Source organism: Streptomyces sp. NPDC033221, assembly GCF_055577005.1.
In genome coordinates this window covers 135,833-152,615 of record NZ_JBVIQN010000018.1, presented here as the reverse complement: position 1 = coordinate 152,615, position 16,783 = coordinate 135,833, and the positions used below count along the sequence as shown (strand labels likewise).

15 protein-coding genes and 2 pseudogenes are annotated in these 16,783 nt (G+C 71.7%); 10 read left to right on the top strand and 7 right to left on the bottom strand.

Annotated elements, in window-relative coordinates; translation table 11 throughout:
• Positions 1–43 precede the first annotated feature (43 nt).
• The gene (locus ACZ53K_RS23700; RefSeq protein WP_468840014.1) at positions 44–412 is read left to right on the top strand and encodes a helix-turn-helix transcriptional regulator; all 369 of its coding nucleotides are present in this window, start codon (positions 44–46) and stop codon (positions 410–412) included.
• A gap of 49 nt (positions 413–461) precedes the next feature.
• Here ACZ53K_RS23700 and ACZ53K_RS23695 read toward each other — a convergent pair whose 3' ends face one another.
• Together ACZ53K_RS23695 and ACZ53K_RS23690 are read right to left on the bottom strand one after the other, a co-directional pair.
• The gene (locus ACZ53K_RS23695) at positions 462–1,061 is read right to left on the bottom strand and encodes a TetR/AcrR family transcriptional regulator (protein ID WP_468840011.1); all 600 of its coding nucleotides are present in this window, start codon (positions 1,059–1,061) and stop codon (positions 462–464) included.
• Between the two features lie 37 nt (positions 1,062–1,098).
• Positions 1,099–2,061 (bottom strand): quinone oxidoreductase family protein, encoded by a 963-nt coding sequence (locus tag ACZ53K_RS23690; protein ID WP_468840008.1) that lies wholly within the window; start codon positions 2,059–2,061, stop codon positions 1,099–1,101.
• A gap of 387 nt (positions 2,062–2,448) precedes the next feature.
• Between ACZ53K_RS23690 and abc-f the strand changes: the two genes are divergently transcribed.
• From abc-f to ACZ53K_RS23665, 5 genes and pseudogenes are all read left to right on the top strand, one after another.
• Positions 2,449–4,083: a ribosomal protection-like ABC-F family protein gene (gene abc-f / locus ACZ53K_RS23685; protein ID WP_468840005.1), complete on the top strand. Its 1,635-nt coding sequence runs from the start codon at positions 2,449–2,451 to the stop codon at positions 4,081–4,083.
• Between the two features lie 78 nt (positions 4,084–4,161).
• Positions 4,162–5,912, top strand: a pseudogene (locus ACZ53K_RS23680) (ABC-F family ATP-binding cassette domain-containing protein).
• A gap of 42 nt (positions 5,913–5,954) precedes the next feature.
• The gene (locus ACZ53K_RS23675) at positions 5,955–6,509 is read left to right on the top strand and encodes a CGNR zinc finger domain-containing protein (protein ID WP_468840002.1); all 555 of its coding nucleotides are present in this window, start codon (positions 5,955–5,957) and stop codon (positions 6,507–6,509) included.
• A gap of 201 nt (positions 6,510–6,710) precedes the next feature.
• Positions 6,711–6,905, top strand: a complete 195-nt coding sequence (locus tag ACZ53K_RS23670) for a hypothetical protein (RefSeq protein WP_468839999.1) — start codon at positions 6,711–6,713, stop codon at positions 6,903–6,905.
• Between the two features lie 156 nt (positions 6,906–7,061).
• Positions 7,062–8,048 carry an alpha/beta hydrolase family protein gene (locus tag ACZ53K_RS23665; protein ID WP_468839996.1) on the top strand — a complete coding sequence of 329 codons (987 nt, stop codon included), beginning with the start codon at positions 7,062–7,064 and terminating at the stop codon, positions 8,046–8,048.
• Here ACZ53K_RS23665 and ACZ53K_RS23660 read toward each other — a convergent pair.
• From ACZ53K_RS23660 to ACZ53K_RS23650, 3 genes and pseudogenes are all read right to left on the bottom strand, one after another.
• Positions 8,032–8,886: a hypothetical protein gene (locus ACZ53K_RS23660; protein ID WP_468839993.1), complete on the bottom strand. Its 855-nt coding sequence runs from the start codon at positions 8,884–8,886 to the stop codon at positions 8,032–8,034. The genes ACZ53K_RS23665 and ACZ53K_RS23660 overlap by 17 nt on opposite strands.
• A pseudogene (locus ACZ53K_RS23655) lies at positions 8,883–9,681 on the bottom strand (MerR family transcriptional regulator). The gene ACZ53K_RS23660 and the pseudogene ACZ53K_RS23655 overlap by 4 nt, the downstream one beginning before the upstream one ends.
• A gap of 84 nt (positions 9,682–9,765) precedes the next feature.
• Positions 9,766–10,386 carry a 2'-5' RNA ligase family protein gene (locus ACZ53K_RS23650; RefSeq protein WP_468839990.1) on the bottom strand — a complete coding sequence of 207 codons (621 nt, stop codon included), beginning with the start codon at positions 10,384–10,386 and terminating at the stop codon, positions 9,766–9,768.
• Positions 10,387–10,528: 142 nt separating this feature from the next.
• Here ACZ53K_RS23650 and ACZ53K_RS23645 point away from each other — a divergent pair, with 142 nt between their 5' ends.
• The 3 genes from ACZ53K_RS23645 (at position 10,529) to ACZ53K_RS23635 (ending at position 12,421) form a co-directional block, all read left to right on the top strand.
• A complete protein-coding gene (locus tag ACZ53K_RS23645) occupies positions 10,529–10,723 on the top strand; it encodes a YxD-tail cyclophane-containing RiPP peptide (RefSeq protein ID WP_468839988.1) in 195 nt (64 codons plus the stop codon).
• A complete protein-coding gene (locus ACZ53K_RS23640) occupies positions 10,716–11,906 on the top strand; it encodes an FxsB family cyclophane-forming radical SAM/SPASM peptide maturase (RefSeq protein WP_468839985.1) in 1,191 nt (396 codons plus the stop codon). The genes ACZ53K_RS23645 and ACZ53K_RS23640 overlap by 8 nt, the downstream gene beginning before the upstream one ends.
• Before the next feature lie 92 nt (positions 11,907–11,998).
• Complete coding sequence (locus tag ACZ53K_RS23635; protein WP_468839982.1) at positions 11,999–12,421, top strand: DinB family protein; 423 nt, start codon at positions 11,999–12,001, stop codon at positions 12,419–12,421.
• Here ACZ53K_RS23635 and ACZ53K_RS23630 read toward each other — a convergent pair.
• Together ACZ53K_RS23630 and ACZ53K_RS23625 are read right to left on the bottom strand one after the other, a co-directional pair.
• Entirely contained in the window at positions 12,382–12,669 is a 288-nt protein-coding gene (locus tag ACZ53K_RS23630) for a hypothetical protein (RefSeq protein ID WP_468839979.1), read from the bottom strand. The genes ACZ53K_RS23635 and ACZ53K_RS23630 overlap by 40 nt on opposite strands.
• 240 nt (positions 12,670–12,909) lie before the next feature.
• Positions 12,910–13,242, bottom strand: a complete 333-nt coding sequence (locus ACZ53K_RS23625; protein ID WP_468839976.1) for a hypothetical protein — start codon at positions 13,240–13,242, stop codon at positions 12,910–12,912.
• A gap of 253 nt (positions 13,243–13,495) precedes the next feature.
• Between ACZ53K_RS23625 and ACZ53K_RS23620 the strand changes: the two genes are divergently transcribed.
• Complete coding sequence (locus ACZ53K_RS23620; protein ID WP_468839973.1) at positions 13,496–16,432, top strand: AfsR/SARP family transcriptional regulator; 2,937 nt, start codon at positions 13,496–13,498, stop codon at positions 16,430–16,432.
• Positions 16,433–16,783 lie beyond the last annotated feature (351 nt).

Here is a 16,783-nt window from a genome sequence, read left to right as displayed (position 1 = left end):
CGTGTATCGAGACGCGTGAATGCCCGGTCGGTAGAGTTGGAGCATGGATGGACTGACCGAATCGAACAACGGGGTGCCCGAACCTCACTCAGGCTGGACGTTTGTGACCAATCACGCCCGGGTGCTGGCGGCCATCGCCGACGATCACAGCGCCCGCATCCGCGACATCGCGGCGCACTGCCGGCTGACCGAACGCGCCGTACAGAAGATCATCGCGGACCTGGAGCGCGACGGTTACCTCTCCCACACCCGTGAGGGGCGCAGCAACACCTACCGGATCGACCCGAGCAAGGTGCTGCGCCACCCGGCCGAAGCAGGCCTGACCGTGGCGTCACTGCTCTCCCTGCTCGTCCAGGACGAAGCGGACCGCACCACGCTCCCCGACGAGCAACGCCACCACAGCACGGCCTGAGCGCGGCGGCCCCCGCCCCGGCCGGTGGGCGGGGCGGGCCGCCGAGGCATCACACCTCGGCCACCCTACGGCGCAGGAACGCGATGCCCTGGTCGAGAGCCGCTTCGAGGTGCCCGATGCCGCCGGTCGTGATGTGGATCAGCACCCCGCCCTGAATCCCTGCCAGGAGAGCCCGGGCGGCGAGATCGGCGTCCAGGGCGGCGTCGATCTCGCCCTGGCTCTGCATACTGCGGATACCGGCGGCCAGTTCGCCCTGCCACTGGGCGTACAGCTCTTTCACCACGGCCCGGGCACCCTCCGTCGTCGGACCGAGCCGGCCCATGACCGCGTTGACCGGGCAATTGGGGCCCTGCTTGCGATACCGGTCGACGACCTTGTCACGCCAATTCCGCCAGGCGTCCCACGAATGCAGCGACCCCAGCTCCGGCTGCTGGTCGCTGATCACGCCGGAGGCCTCGTACCGGGCCACGGCCAGCAGCAACTCGTCCTTTCCGCCGGGGAAATAGTGGAAGAGCTGGCTCTTGCTGGTCGCCGTATGCCGCATGACGTCTTCGAGGGTCACGGAGAAGATGCCCAGCCGACGCATCTCGGATGCCGCGCCCTCGACGATGCGCTGTCTGGTGGCAGCTCCCTTGCGGGTCAACGGCATGCTGTTCTCCCTGTCGTCTGGATGCCGGGCGGCGCGGTCAGGGTACGAGCAGAAGCTTGCCGGTGGTCCGGCGGGACTCGATATCGGCGTGCGCCCGCCCGGCGTCCGACAGTGCGTAACGCCCTCCGATCCGCGGGACCAGCCGTCCTTTCCGGACCAGGTCGAAAACCTCGCCGCTGCGCCTGACCAGCGCCTCACGGGTGGCCACATGATGGTGCACCACGGGATACGTCAGAAAGATACTGTTGGGCAGGTCGGTCGGGGCAATGGACGGAACACCCATGAAAGGCCCGTAGTAAGCGTGCACTCCGTGCGGGCGCAGGGCCCGCTGCGAGGAAAGGAACGTCGAGGTGCCGCCACCGTCGTACACCACATGCGCTCCCTCGCCTCCCGTCAGCTCCCTGACCTGGTGCTCGAAGCCGCCTCCGCTGGAGACCAGCACATGATCCGCGCCGGCTTCCCGTGCGGCAGCCGCCTTTTCCTCCCGGGACACCAGCCCGATCACCTGACCGCCACGGGCTTTGGTCATCTGCGTCAGCAGCAGTCCGACACCACCGGCCGCGGCGTGCACGACAGCGGTGTCCCCGGCCCCAATGTCGTATGTTTCGGAGGTGAGGTGATGGGCCGTCAGGCCCTGCATCATCACCGCGGCAGCGGTCTCGTCGGACACTTCGCCGGGCACCTTGACCAATGAGCTGCCGGGAATGGCGAGCAGCTCGGCATAACTGCCGGGGTGGTAGAACCAGGCGACACGGTCCCCCAAGGCGAATTCCTCGACGTCGTCACCGAGGACCGCCACATACCCCATTCCCTCGGCTCCGAGGACCGCGGGCGCATCCCATCCGGGGCCGCCGGCCTTCCGGGCTCCGACATCCATGAAGTTCACCCCCGCAACGGCGAGCCGTACGAGCACCTCCCCCTTTCCGGGAACCGGGTCGGGGAATTCGCTCCAGTTCAAGACCTCGGGGCCGCCGTGCCGGTCCATGTGTATGGCGCGCATGGGACATGCCTTTCTCGGAGACTGGGCGGGCGGGGATTCCCGTCGCGGCTACCAGCTGCGCGCAGCCTAGGAAGGCGAAAATGGACCTGCAAGTCCACTTTCGGGGAGCGGGGGCAGGACCCTGCGCCTGCCGTTCCGACGCCCAGCTGGGGATTAATCGCGCCCGGCGGTCGGGTACGGGTGTTAGCCTGGCGATGACGTGATCTCGGATCGAGGAGCTGCAGCCGTGGCGGGTGACGACGACATCTCCGGGTGATACCCGGACCTGACGGCCGCCGGCCGGTGCGTGGACGCACCGCCGTGGTGGCTGCCTTGTCGTGCCCTCCCGCTCGCCCTTCCCGGGCACCGGTGTCTGCCGTGCCCGTGGCATTTCTCCGAGGTATCCCCATGTCCGACGCTTCTGTCGTCTGCTCGAACCTGTCCTTCGCCTGGCCCGACGACACCCCCGTCTTCCAGGACCTTTCCTTCACCGTGGGCACCGGCCGCACGGGTCTGGTGGCGCCCAACGGCGCCGGCAAGAGCGCCCTGCTCAAGCTGATCGCCGGTGAACTGCGGCCGGCCGACGGGTCCGTGACCGTGACCGGCGTCCTCGGCCACCTCCCGCAGAGCCTCCCCCTCGCCGCCGGCCTCACCGTCGCCGAGGTGCTGGGCGTGGCCGAGGTGATCCGTGCCCTGGACGCCGTGGAGTCCGGCGACGTGGGCGAGGAGCACTTCGCGACCATCGGCGACGACTGGGACATCGAGGAACGCACCCGTGCCCAGCTCGACCGGCTCGGCCTCACGGACCTGTCCCTCGACCGCGGCCTGAGCACGCTCAGCGGCGGCCAGATCGTCTCGCTCGGCCTGGCCGCGCAGTTGCTCAAGCGGCCCGATGTCCTGCTCCTCGACGAGCCCACGAACAACCTGGACCTCGACGCGCGCCACAAGCTCTACGACGTGCTGGAGGACTGGCACGGCTGCCTGCTCCTGGTCAGTCACGACCGTGCGCTGCTCGACCGCATGGACCGCATCGCCGAACTCGACCCGCGCGCGCTGCGTCTGTACGGCGGCAACTTCACCGCGTACGAGGAGGCCGTACAGGCGGAGCAGGAGGTGGCCGAGAAGAACGTCCGCAACGCCGAGCAGGAACTCAAGCGCGAGAAGCGGGAGTTGCAGCAGGCCCGCGAGCGCGCCGAGCGCCGCGCGAGCAACGCCTCCCGCAACCTGAAGAACGCGGGCCTGCCCCGCATCTTCGCCGGGAACATGAAGCGCGGCGCCCAGGAGTCCGCCGGCCGGGCGGGCCAGATGCACGCCTCCCGGGTCGGCGAGGCCAAGGCCCGCCTGGACGAGGCGGGGCGTGCCGTACGCGACGAGCAGCGCATCACGCTGGACCTGCCCGACACCAACGTGCCCGCGGGCCGCAACCTGTTCCTGGGCGAGGGCCTCCAGGTCAGCCGGGGCGAGCGTCCCCTGTTCGCCGCCGACGGAGTGGATCTGACGATCCGGGGACCCGAACGCATCGCGCTGACCGGCCCCAACGGCGTCGGCAAGACCACGCTGCTGCGCCTGCTGCACGGCGGCCTGGAACCCGAGGCGGGGCAGATCAGGCGGGCCGACAGCCGGATCGCCTACCTCTCACAGCGCCTTGACGTGCTCAGCCTCGACCTGACCGTGGCCGAGAACTTCGCCGCGTTCGCCCCGCACCGTACGGAGGCGGAGCGGATGAACCTGCTCGCCCGCTTCCTCTTCCGCGGCCCCCGGGCGCACCTGCCGGTACGGGCACTGTCCGGCGGCGAGCGGCTGCGCGCCACTCTCGCGTGTGTGCTGTGCGCCGAACCGGCCCCGCACCTGCTGCTCCTGGACGAGCCGACGAACAACCTCGACCTGGTCAGCGTCGGGCAGCTGGAGAGTGCGCTGGCCTCGTACCAGGGGGCGTTCGTCGTGGTCAGCCATGACGAACGCTTCCTCGCCCGGATCGGGACCGACCGGTGGCTGCGGCTGGCCGGCGGCGAGCTGCGGGAGACGGCAGCCCCTGAGATGTGAGGCGCCGGACACGTCCTGGCCCGCGTCCGAGGTGCGTCCCGGCGGGCCGCGTACAGCGCTCACACCAGGTGGACCGCCATGCCCCGACCTGCTCTGCTCGCCCACGACCTCGTCCGCACACTGGGGACCCGACGGGTCCTCGACGGCGTCTCCCTCACCGTCTCCCCCGGCCGGCGCGTCGGGCTGATCGGCGAGAACGGCGTCGGCAAGTCGACCCTGCTGCGCCTGCTCGCGGGGGTGGACGAACCCGACGCCGGGCAGGTCACCCGCCCGTACGACCTGGGCTTTCTGCAACAGGAGATGCCGTTCGACAGCGGCACGACCATCGCTCGGGTGCTGGACGACGCCCTGCGCGAGGCGCGCGTCGACCTGGCCGAACTCGACCGGCTCACCCGGTTGCTCGCCGACACCCCGGACGACCGCCCCGAGTACGCCGACCTGCTGGACGCGTACGGGCGGCAGCTCGAACAGGCCCAGGAGCGCGAAGTCTGGGACGCCGACCGGCGAGCCGCGATCGTCCTGGACGGGCTCGGGCTCGGCGGCTTCGCGCACGACCGTACGCTCGGGTCCCTGTCCGGCGGGCAGCGCGGCCGGCTGGCCCTGGCCGCGCTCCTCGTCCGCCGGCCCGCCGCGCTCCTGCTGGACGAACCGACCAACCACCTCGACGACGAGGCCGCCGCCTTCGTCGAAGGGCAGATCCGCGAACTGCCCGGGGCCGTCGTGGCGGCCAGCCACGACCGGGCGTTCCTCGACGCCGTCTGCACCGACCTGATCGATCTCGACCCGGCCGTGAACGGTCCGGTTCGCTTCGGCGGTAACTACAGCGCCTATCTGGCCGAGAAGCTGGCGGAGCGGGAGCGCTGGGAACGGAGGTACGCGGAGGAGCAGGAGGAACTGGACGCGCTGCGCCGCTCGGCCGGGGTGACCGCGCGCCGGGTCGCCCCGGACCGCGGGCCACGGGACAACGAGAAGATGGGGTACGGCCATCGGGCCGGCCGGGTGCAGCAGCAGGTCTCCCGGCGGGTACGCAACGCCACCCGCCGCCTGGACGAACTGGAGCGCACCCAGGTCGGCGAGCCGCCCCGCCCCTTGCACCTGCACACGACCGCGCTCGCCGCCGATTCCGCGGAGGAACCGGCGGACGTATCGGCAGCGGGGCCGGTGGCGGATGCGTCGGCGGTGACAGGGGCGGCGGGGGAGTCGGCGACGCGCTCGACACCCGCATCGGCCCGCGAGCCGGAGGACCGCAGTCTCGTCGCGCTGCGCGGCATAGGGTGCCCGGGCGGCTGAGCATCGCGCGCCTGGACATACCGCCAGGCGATCGGCTCCTGATCACGGGAGACAACGGGGCCGGCAAGTCCACGCTCCTGTCCCTGTTGGCCGGGCGGCTGCACGCCGAAGGCGAAGTGAACGCGCGGCCGGGTCTGAGAGTCGGACTGCTGACGCAGGACACCGTGTTCCAACGCCCCGACCGCTCGGTGCGCGACACGTACACGCAGGCACTGGGCGCCGAGCGGGCAGCGGCGGTGCCGCTGAGTTCACTGGGGCTGCTGAGCACCACGGATCTCGGCAAACCCGTGGCACAGCTGTCGGTCGGCCAGCGCCGCAGGCTCGCGCTGGCCCTCCTGATGGCGTGCCCGCCACACCTCCTGCTGCTCGACGAGCCCACGAACCACCTGTCCCCGCGCCTGTGCGACGAGCTGGAGGACGCCCTCGGCGCCGGGCCGGGCGCGATCGTCGTGGCCAGCCACGATCGATGGCTGCGCGGACGCTGGCAGGGCCGCCGCCTGCACCTGGGCCCCGGCCGGGCGCGCCCGGGCGGCGGGTGACGCGCCTTGTCGCGCCGATGGTCACTCGCCAGGATGGTGACCGTGAATCTCGACCATGTCTTCGTCTGCGGACACCCCGCCCTCGACTTCGCCGCGACCCTCCGCGCCCGGCGCTCCGTGCGCTTCGAGATGTTCGCGGCGCCGGACCGGCTGGACGCGTGGTATCTGGAGTCGGGGACCGTGGACTCCCTGACGCCCGCCCGGCCGTCCGACGTCGCGCGCGCGAAGGCCGTACGGGAAGCGGTCTACGAACTGATCACCGCGCGCCGCCTCGACGAGCCGTTCGGCGCCCGGGCCCTGGACGTACTCAACGAGGCCGCACGCAAGCCCTCCGCCGCCCCGCAGCTCACGAGCGCCGGGCGCCGGACGCACGCCACCGCCGGGGAAGCGCTGTCGGCCGTGGCCCGCCAGGCGGTGGAGCTGCTGAGCGGGCCGGACGTACCTCTGCTCAAGGAGTGCGAGAACCCGGAGTGCACCCGGGTCTACGTCGACCGCTCCCGGGGCGCGCGGCGGCACTGGTGCGGCATGGAGTCCTGCGGCAACAAGATCAAGGCTGCCGCCTATCGCGCGCGTAAGAAGAGCCAGGTCACCTTGTAAGAGCCAGGTCACTGCGCACGCCCGAATGCTGCCCGCCGGGCAGGCGGCTGACATCGACGCGTGCATGAGCACACCGAACTCCTCCGTCCCGCAACCACGTTGCGCCGGACTCCCCCGCGTCACCGCCTTGACCGGTGACGCGCCGCCTGCCAGAGTCACCCCACACCCACCCGGGCAGACCGGCGCATCGGAGGACACCACATGACCAACGGGCCCACCGCCTCAGCACACGCCCCCGCCCCCCGGCAGGCAAAGTTCGGCAAGCTGCCCGAGCGCATTCCCTACGAGGACATGGTCACGGAGAAGGCCTCGCCGGAGAGTCGCGCACACGACGCGTATCGCCCCGAAGGGTCCTGGAACCACTTCTCCTGCCTGGCCCTGGATCTCGGCCTATAGGGGCCGGACGAGGGGTCATTGACAAAGCGGAACGCTGTTCCATATCGTACCGGAACGGCGTTCCGCTTCGTTTCCGTCGAGCGGACGACCCTGCCCGCCTCCCCGGGAGCCGGTCAACCAGCCCCGGACCAGAGGCCGTTGAAGGGAATGCGCACCATGAAGGAATCAACCCGCCCGGCTGACCACGCAGCCGGCATCCTCGGCTCGCCCACGCCCGTCCTCTCGGTCGGCCCCGTGGCGCTCTCCGTCCCCGGCCGGGCCGTCGATCTCCAGGTACGGGTCTCCGCGCCCGTGACCGGGAGCGATCTGCCGGTCATCCTCCTGTCGCACGGCCAGGGCCACTCGAACCACCTGTCCTCGCTGAACGGCTACGCCCCCCTCGCCACCTTCTGGGCGTCGCACGGTTTCGCCGTGATCCAGCCCACCCACCTGAGCTCCCGGACCCTGGACCTGGCGCCCGACACCCCCGGCGCGCCTCTGTACTGGCGCTCGCGGGCCGAGGACATGTCCCACATCCTCGACCGGCTCGACGAGATCGAGGCCGCCGTCCCGCAGCTCCCCGGCGCCCTGGACCGGAGCCGGGTCGCCGTGGCCGGACACTCGATGGGCGGGCACACCGCGAGCATGCTGCTGGGCGCCCGGCTCACCGATCCGCACGACGGAACCGAAGTGGACCTGACCGACCCCCGGATCACGGCGGGCGTCCTGCTCGCCGCGCCCGGCAGGGGCGGCGACGCCCTGACCGAGTCCACGGCCGAGGCTTTCCCGTTCTTCCTGACCATGGACTACGCCAAGATGGCGACGCCCGCACTCGTGGTCGCCGGTGACGCGGACGACTCCGCCCACCTGACGGTCAACGGCCCGGACTGGCACGCCGATCCGTACACCCTCGCCCCCGGCCCCAAGTCCCTGCTCACCCTGTTCGGCGCGGAGCACGGGCTCGGCGGGGTCTCCGGTTACGACGTCGCCGAGACGACGGACGAGAGCCCCGAGCGGGTAGCCGCGGTCCAGCGGCTCACCTGCGCCTACCTCCGTTCCGAGCTGTACCCCGGCGACCCGGCCTGGCAGGCGGCATGTGACGCGCTGACGACCGGCCCCGACCCGCTCGGACACGTCGAATCCAAGGTCACCGATCACTCATAGCGGGCTTGGCACGCGCCTTCAGCGCGGCGACGGCGGCCGCGGGGCTCTCGGCGTAGAAGCGGAAGGCGCGGGCCTCGGCCGGTTTACCCAGGGCGCGCAGATAACGCACCGGCTCGGTCACCTCGACGATGACCGTCGTCTGGCCTGCCACGGCCATGTCGGCGACGCCGTTGCCGTCCACGACGGCGAGCTTGCCGTCCGGGAACTTCCGGTCCGTACGGACGGAGGCCATCCGGTCGGCGGGGATACGGATGTCCAGCAGGGCGCCGTAGCGCAGGCGCAGTGAGCCGTCGGCCCCGATCACGTGCGGCCGCACCACGCAGGAGGAGTGCAGCGCGATGACGAAGTAGCAGCCCCAGATATCGAGGACGAGGGTCGCGGCGTGCACCACCGGCCACGGGATCAGGAAGGCGAGGCCCACCGTCTCGACGACGCAGACGAAGAGGAAGCCGTACATGGTCGCCGTCTGACCCGGGGCGTACGCGACGGGCAGGTCACCGTCCCGTACCCCGTGCGGGCCCCGGCGGGCCACCCAGCGCAGGAAGCTGGTGGAGAGGAACAGCTCGTGTGCGGTCAGCTTGCGCACGGCCGCCGGTACGGCGTCGGCGATCGCGGCGAGGAAGGCGGAGCGCGGGTCGAGGCCGTCACGGCGGTGACGGCGGTGGTCGAGAGTGATCAGGGTGGCGGACACGGCCGCGAGCACGAGCGTGGCCGCTTCCGTCGCCGACCGAGCCGCCGGGGGAAACCCCGCTCCCCCGGCCACGCACAGAACGAGCACCAGCTCGCCGGGTACGAGAGCGGCGAACGACCAGCGCACGGCCTTGCGCAGCGTCTTCATCCGGCACGCTCCCTGAGCAGCTCGATGGCACGGCGCACGGCGGCGGCCTGGGCGGAGGAGAATTGGGCGAAATAGGCGCCCGCGAAGCCGTCGCCCTCCCCCGCGCCGTCCCCGTCGTCCGGGATGGTCATCGCCCGTAGCGCCTCGTCCGGGACACTGGCGTCGATGGCCCGGGCGGTCTGCTCCACCCGCGGATCGTCCTCGGCGGCGTCGGCCAGCTCGTCCAGCTGGGCGTAGACCGCGTACGCACGCCGCATGGCCGCCGGGTCGGCCCGGAGGCTCTGCGTCATGGCGTCGAGCCAGCCGCGGTCGCCGCCCGGCGAGCCGGTCTCCAGCAGGGCGAGCAGCTGCCGCTCCTTGGCCGCCATCGCCGGCTCCGGGCCGGGCACCCCCGCCGAGGCGCGCCATGTCCTCGAAGATGACCGCGAGTTCGGGTGAGACAGGAGCATCGGCCGGGAGCCGCCCGGTCCGCCCGGCCTGTTCGAGAAGCTGGGCGATGCGGGCGCGGCGCCGGCGGATGTCCTCCTCCTGCCGTGCCAGATCGGCGTCCAGCTCGGCCAGGATCTCGACGAGGTCCTTGCCCGCGTCGTCCGCCAGCACGTCCTTCACCTCGTCCAGGCTCAGGCCCAGCTCGGTCAGCCGGCGGATCCGGGCCAGCTCGACGGCGTCCCGCAGCGAGTACTCACGGTAGCCGTTGGACTGTCGCGGCGGCTCGGGCAACAGCCCGGTGCGGTGGTAGTGCCGTACGGCACGGGTGGTGATGCCGACGATGCCGGCGAGCTCTCCGATTCGCATGGCTTCAGTAGAAACGTTGTCGCTGCGACAAGGTCAAACGACACGGGACGGCCAACGGCGAGGGGCGGCCGGGGGCCCGTCCCGTCACCGGTCCCGCGCGGCCAGACGATATTCCGCCCGGTCCTGCCAGCGCCGGCCGTCCCAGGCGATGAGCTGGACCGCGTCGACGGAACAGCTCAACGGCAACGAGGGGGCCAGCTCGGCCTGCAACGCGTCGTACGCCGCGTCCTGGGTCGCAGGCCCCTCGTGGTTCGCGATCGTCAGGTGCGGAGCGAGCCCCGCACCGCCGAATATTCCCCGGTAGGGCAACGCTTCGGGCCAGCGCCGGGTGAGGTCCCTGGTCAGCGCGGTGACCGGGGCGTGGGGCCACGGGTCGAGACAGAGCACGCCGGGATACCGGTCGAACGCGTCGAAGGTCAGCGTGAAGGCGTCATGCCCGGCGAAGAGACCGACCAGCGCGTCGTGGGCCGCAGCATCAATGCGACTTTCATTTAGGAACGGATACAGAACGGTCACGTGCGCGGGGAACCCGGCCCGCATCAGCGGGTCGGCTTCGGGGACCTTGATGGTGAGGGCGGTATCACCCGGTACGTCCGGCCAGCCGGCCGACGCGGGCTCATCCTCCACCGGATTCGTCTGCACATCCAGATCCGGGTGCGGGCCTGCGTCCGCCGCGTACGGGACTACGTCTGCCTCTGCATTCATCGCCCGTCATGATCGCATCACCGCACCACCGCATCGCCGGGCGCCCGCACCCACCGACGCGGTGTTGGCCGGAACGATGCGATGGATTCGCTGTCGGCCCATGGAAACCTGGGGAGGACCGACGAGCGAGAGAGGCCCTGGCATGACCAAGACCTGCCTGCCCGTACAGCCGAGCGACACGCGACTCCCCGATTTCACCGGCCTGCCGCTCAGTGAGCTGGCGGCTCACACGGATCACCCGGTGCTGAGCACGCTGCTGCCCGGCGTACGCGCACGCATGGACAGCTCGGACACGGTCGCCTTCTACGACGACGCGCCCCCTGTCGTGCATGAGTGAAGCGGGCCGCCCCGTCCCTTTCCGGCAGTTCGTGGTCAAGGTACACAGCAGGTGCAACCTCGCCTGTACGTACTGCTACGTCTACGAGGGGCCCGATCAGAGCTGGCGTGAGCGCCCTGTCCGGGTGTCCGGGACCACCATGCACCGCACCGCGGAACGCATCGCCCAGCACGTCACCACCCACGGGCTGCGTTCGATACGCGTCGATCTGCACGGCGGGGAGCCGCTCCTGGCCGGCCCCGCCGCGCTGATCGGCTACGCCCGGACCGTCCGGGACGCCCTGCCCGCGCACTGCGCCGCGGCCATCTCGGTCCAGACCAACGGCACGCTGCTCACCCCGGACACCCTGAGGCAGCTCGGCGAAGCCCGCATCACCGTCGGGCTGAGCCTCGACGGCGGCAGCCCCCGGCTCAACCACCGGCGCGTCGACCACGCCGGCCGGTCCTCCTGGCCCGCGGTACGGCGAGCGGCCGGCCTGCTGGCCGGCACACCCGGCATCTACGGCGGTCTCCTGTGCACCATCGACGTACACACCGACCCCACAGAGGTCTACGAATCACTGGTCGCCCTGGGCCCGACCAGCCTCGACCTGCTCCTCCCGTACGGCAATTGGAGCGAGCCGCCGCCCGGCATCGGCCCGTTCACCGAACCCACGGGCCGGACAGCGCGCCCCGTTCCCTACGGCGCATGGCTGGCGCGCGTCTTCGACCTGTGGTGGGACACTCCTCCAGGCCAACCACACGTACCCGTACGACTGTTCGCCGAGATCGTGGCGTTGCTGCTCGGCGCGGCGAGCAGGACCGAGACGGTGGGGCTGTCCCCCTTGGCCGTGGTGGTGATCGACACCGACGGTTCCCTTCAGCGCCTCGACTCCCTCAAGACCACCTATGCGGGCGCACCCGACCTGGGCATGAACGTCTTCCACCACGACTTCGAGGACGCCCTGAGCCACCCGCACACCGTTGCCACTCAAGCGCGAGGGCTGGACACACTCTGCTCAACCTGCCGACACTGCCCCGTCGCCGGCGTCTGCGGCGGCGGCAGGTACACCGACCGCTACCTGAACGGCTCGGGCTTCGACCACCCCTCGGTGTACTGCGCAGATCTGGAACACCTGATCCGCCACATCGGCAACCGGCTCCAGCAGACCGTACGCACGGCGCAGCCTGTACGACACTCCTGACCCTCAGCGGGCCGCCAGCCGTCCGATGCGGGCGAGGGTCCGGTGAGTTCGAGCGGCAGGCGCTGGCAGCTCTGCAGGGTGAGGTTGTCGACATGTATGACGACGGCCAGGCAGAGCGTGACCAGTCCATCGCCCGGGGAGCCGCACGGCCCTTGGCGGAGCTGTATGAGGAACTGAGACTGGCCCAACGGGCTCTGGAAGATACGTGGAGCCGGCTGACGGCAGCGGACTGGCGGCGCGCGGGCCGGTTCCGCCATGCCACGGTGCTGGATACCGTGCTGGCGCGGCGGCGAGAGGCCGAGATCCATACCGTTGACCTCAAGGTCGGCTATCGCCCTCGCGATTGGCCGGTGGACTTCGTCCTGCACGCTCTGGACTTCCTGTCGGGGCGTACCCCGGTAGGTATGCGGCTGGTCTTGCGGGCCACGGATGAGGAGTTCACCCGCGTTCTGGGAGAAGGGAGGACAGAAGGGCTTCACCGGCTCGGTGAGGAGCCGCGTGTCCGGGATGGGTGAGGGGCGTCGGGGGTCCCGGAGGCGCCGACGGTGCGACGGGCCGCCTGGTCGAGGACCAGCCAGACCACGGGGGTGACCAGCGCGGCCACTTCCGCGTATCCGAAGCCGAGCGGTTCGCGCTGCCGGCCCCGCCGGGTGAGGGTGCGGATGACCCGGTCGTCGTCGAACTCGCGCAGGCCATCGACGAGCGGCAGCTCGTGTGCCGCGTGCTCCGCCACCACTTCGCGCACCAGATCGCGTACGTACACCGTGAGCAACCCCCGTCAGTCACCGGCCCGTTGGGTCCATTGGAGTACAATTCGCCTCAGGAGAAATGTCCGCGGACCGATCGGATGCGGAAGTGGTTCCATTTCCGCCAACGGCTGCCACGCGGCGCCCCGATGCCCACCGCGGGGCGGCCATCGGCACGGACGGCATCCAGTGCGACGACAGGGCCGGGCCCCGGGGACCCTGACGGGCCTCCCGGGGCCCGCGCCGCCGCCCCGGCGCTACTTCTGTGCGGCGCGGCGGCACCCGTCGAAGGCGACCTTCGCCGGGACGTAGTCACGCCGCAGCTCGGTGTAGCAGGCCCGGTGGCTTTCCTTGGTTCCCTTGGCGCCGAGGAGGCAGGCCCGTTCGGTCACGTCAGGGTCGGCGTCGGGGTGGTGCTCCATGACGTAGTAGAAGCAGCTCTGCGGGGTCGCGTGGACGGCCGGAGCGGCGGCCACGACTCCGCCGAGTACGAGGGCGAGGCCGCTGAGGGTGGCGGTGAGACGTGAGGCGAGACGCATGGTGGTCTTGTTCCCTTCGAGGCAGCACACCGAGTCGGTTACCCAGCGCACGTGATCCACTGCGGACAGTGCCCAGGGTGATGCTCGGCGACGCCCCGGAGTGCGGGGCGCGAAAGGCGAAGGGCAGGCGCACGAAGAGCGTTCTTCCGGGCGGGGCGTACTCCCGGCGCGCGGCGTACGGGCCAGGGCCGCGCCGACGCTGTCAGCGCGGCCTGTTTTGAGCCATGGCCGGTTTCTGGTGTGTCGAGTGGACGGCGCGCTGCGTAGCCTGATGAAGATCATTGGCGCGGCCTGGGGAGATGCTGTGGAGTTTCGGCTGCTGGGTGGAGTCGGGGTGGCGGGCGAAACGGGGCCACTCCCCCTCGGCCCGGTCAAACGGCGCAGTGTCCTCGCCGCGCTGCTGCTGCAGTCGAACGCGGCGGTTCCCGTGGACCGGTTGATCGACATGATCTGGGAGGAGGAGCCGCCGGCGAACGCCCGTACCGTCATCCAGGGGCATGTCTCGCGACTGCGCGCCCTGTTCGCCGGAGCCGGGGCCGAGCGGCACGGGGTACGGCTGACCACACAGGGACCGGCGTATGTGCTGGAGATGCCGGACCAGCTCCTCGACGTACACCGCTTCAAGGAACTGGTGCGGCGCGGGCAGCGCCAGGAGCGGCCCGAGGACACGGTGCCCGTGCTGCGCGCGGCGCTGGCGCTGTGGCGCGGCCCCGCGCTGACGGGAACCGCGACGACCGCCTCGCTCTGCGCCGCGGCCCAGGCTCTGGAGGAGACCCGTCTGGTCACGGTCGAGAGCCTGGCGGACGCGTACGGGCGGCTCGGCGACCATACCCAGGCGGCGGCGCTGCTCAAGGCCGAGGCGGTGGCGTACCCGCTGCGGGAGTCGCTGGCGTCGGCGCTGATGACGGCGCTGTGCCGGGCCGACCGGCAGTCCGACGCCCTCGACTGGTACCACTGCATCCGCGGCCGGCTCGCGGACGAGCTGGGGATCGATCCGGGTCCCGGGCTGCGTGCGGCGTACGAGCGGATTCTGCGGGGGGACCTGACGGGTGATCGACCGCCGGCGGCGGCCCGTACGGCTCCGGTCGTCCAGCCACCGCGGGCGGAGCCGCCACGCGCGGCCCCGGCCGGGGAGAAGGGGGCGGGAGCGTCCGCGGATCCGGAAGGGACTGCGGAGTCAGGAGGGGCCGCCGAGCCGGACGGTGGGGAGCAGACGCACGAGGAATCGCCGCAGCCGAACCCCACTCGACCGGGTGCGGGAGCCCTGCGGCTGCCCGTACGGCAAGCGCCGGATGACGGTGGCGCGGCGGAGGGGCCGCCTCCTTCCAAGCGGCCCGTGCCGCGTCTGCTGCCGCGCGCGGCGCGTGGTTTCCACGGCCGGGGCGAGGAGCTCACGGCGCTCGACACCATCACGGGGGACGGTGCCATCGCCCTGGTCACCGGCGCCGCCGGGGTCGGCAAGACGGCCCTCGCGCTGCACTGGGCGCACCAGCGGCGGGAAGCGTTCCCGGACGGGGTGCTCTTCGCGGACCTGCGGGGATTCGGCGGCGAGCCCGTGCGACCCGACGAAGTCGTCAGGGATTTCCTGATCGCGCTCGGCCTCCCGCCGCGCGAACTGCCCGAGTCGGCGGTGGCGGCCGCCGCCCTCTACGGCGACCTCACCGAGGACCGCGCGCTGCTCGTCGTCCTGGACAACGCCCGCAGCGCCGACCAGGTACGGCCGCTCCTGCCGTACGGAGCGCGCACGGCCACGCTGGTGACCTCGCGGCTGCGGCTGGGCGGGCTGATCGTCGACGAGCTGGCCCGCCCGGTGCCGCTGGACGTTCTCGGGCCCGCCGACGCCACCGAGTTGCTCGCCGCCGCGGTCGGCGGCGGACGGGTGGCAGCCGAGCCGGAGGCGGCGGCCCAGCTCGTCACGCTGTGCGACGGGCTGCCGCTCGCGATGCGCATCACGGCCGCCCAGCTCGTGACCCGGCCGGACTGGCGGCTGTCGGACCTGGCTTGCGAACTCGCCGACGAGCAGCGCCGGCTGTCCCTGCTTGCGCTGGACGACTGCGAGGAGTCGGGGGTCGCCGCGGCCCTGCGGCTCACGGTGCAAGGGCTGCCGCCCGCTGCGGCGCGGCTCTTCGCCCTGCTCGGCGGACTGCCGGGCCCCGACCTGGACCGGTACGCGGCGGCGGCGCTGTGCGACTGCGATCCCACGGCGGCGGGTGCGGCACTCGACCGTCTCACCGGAGCCCACCTCGTCACCGAGTACGTTCCCGGCCGGTACTCCCTGCACGACCTGGTCCGGCTGTACGCCCGGGGACTGGCCGCCGACGAGGGGGCGTTGCTGCGGCTCCTGGATCACTACATCGCCGGCGCGCTCGCCGCGGCCGCCGCCGCGGTACCCGACGACCAGCCGTGCTGCTCGTTGCCCGACGACGCCTGGATCCCGTCGGCGACACGGCGGTTCACCAGCCGTGACGACGCCATGCGGTGGTACGCCGCCGAGCGCGAGAACCTGAGTGCCGCCGTCGCGGCGGCCCGCCGTGCGGGCCACGACGACCGGGCGTGGCGCCTGGTGATCCTGCAATGGCCCTACCTCACCTGGAATGTGCGGGACGGCTGGGTCCCGCTGCTCCAGGAGGCGCTGGCCGCGGTCGAGAACCTCGGGGACCCGGATGCCGAAACCCGCGTCCGGGCGCTCCTGGGGTGGGTCCTGACGGAGGAGGACCGACTGCCGGAGGCACTGGTCCACCTGGAACTCGCCCCGGCCCTGGCGGCCCGTGCGGGCCACGCGTCCAGTGAGGCGACCGCGCTCGTGAATCTGGCGGTGGCGATGGACCGCGGCGGCGTCACGCCGGCCTCGCTCGCCCATGTGGCTCGCGCGGCCGACCTGGCGCGCGGCGTCGGCGACGCCCTCACGGAACTCCTCGCGGTGGAGGTCAGGGCGCGCCAGCTCCTGGCACGGGGCGAGATCATGGAGGCCGAGCGGTGTACGGCGTACGGGCTGACGGTGCTGGGTGCGGGGACGGGGCTCACGGCGATCCGGCATGTGCTGCTCCGGCTCACCCGCGGCGAGGTCCTGCTGGCGCTCGGGAAGCCGGAGGCGGCCGTGGCCTGTGTCCGCGAGGCGCTGGCGGAGGCGGAGCGGCAGCGGCACAAGGAGGGCGTCGAACGGGCCAGGGCGCAGCTCGCCGAGCTGGCGGTACGGACCCGGGGGTGGGCCCCCGCGGAAGCCGTGGTGCGTGCCATCTGAACCTGCCGGTGGGTCGCGGGGGCGGGAGGGGCCCTCGGGCCCGGTGAGACTCGATCGGTGCTCGGTCGAGGCCCGGTGGGGCCGGGTTGGTCGGGGCTCGTTCGGTTCGGGAAAAAGGCGGGACAGGCTGCGGGTCGGGACCCCGCAGCCTGTCCTGGTCCGTGATCGGACCGTCATCGGCCATTCTGAGCGGGTGTGTCACCCGTGGTTCAGATGGTGATGTGGCACTGGAAGCTGGCGGAGCTGCCGAGCAGCACCTCACCTTCCTCGGGGCCCTGGAGCTGCTGCAGGCTGAGGATCGACATGGCGTGTCACCTCCTTTCATGGATCGGGATCGCACTGGACCGGAAA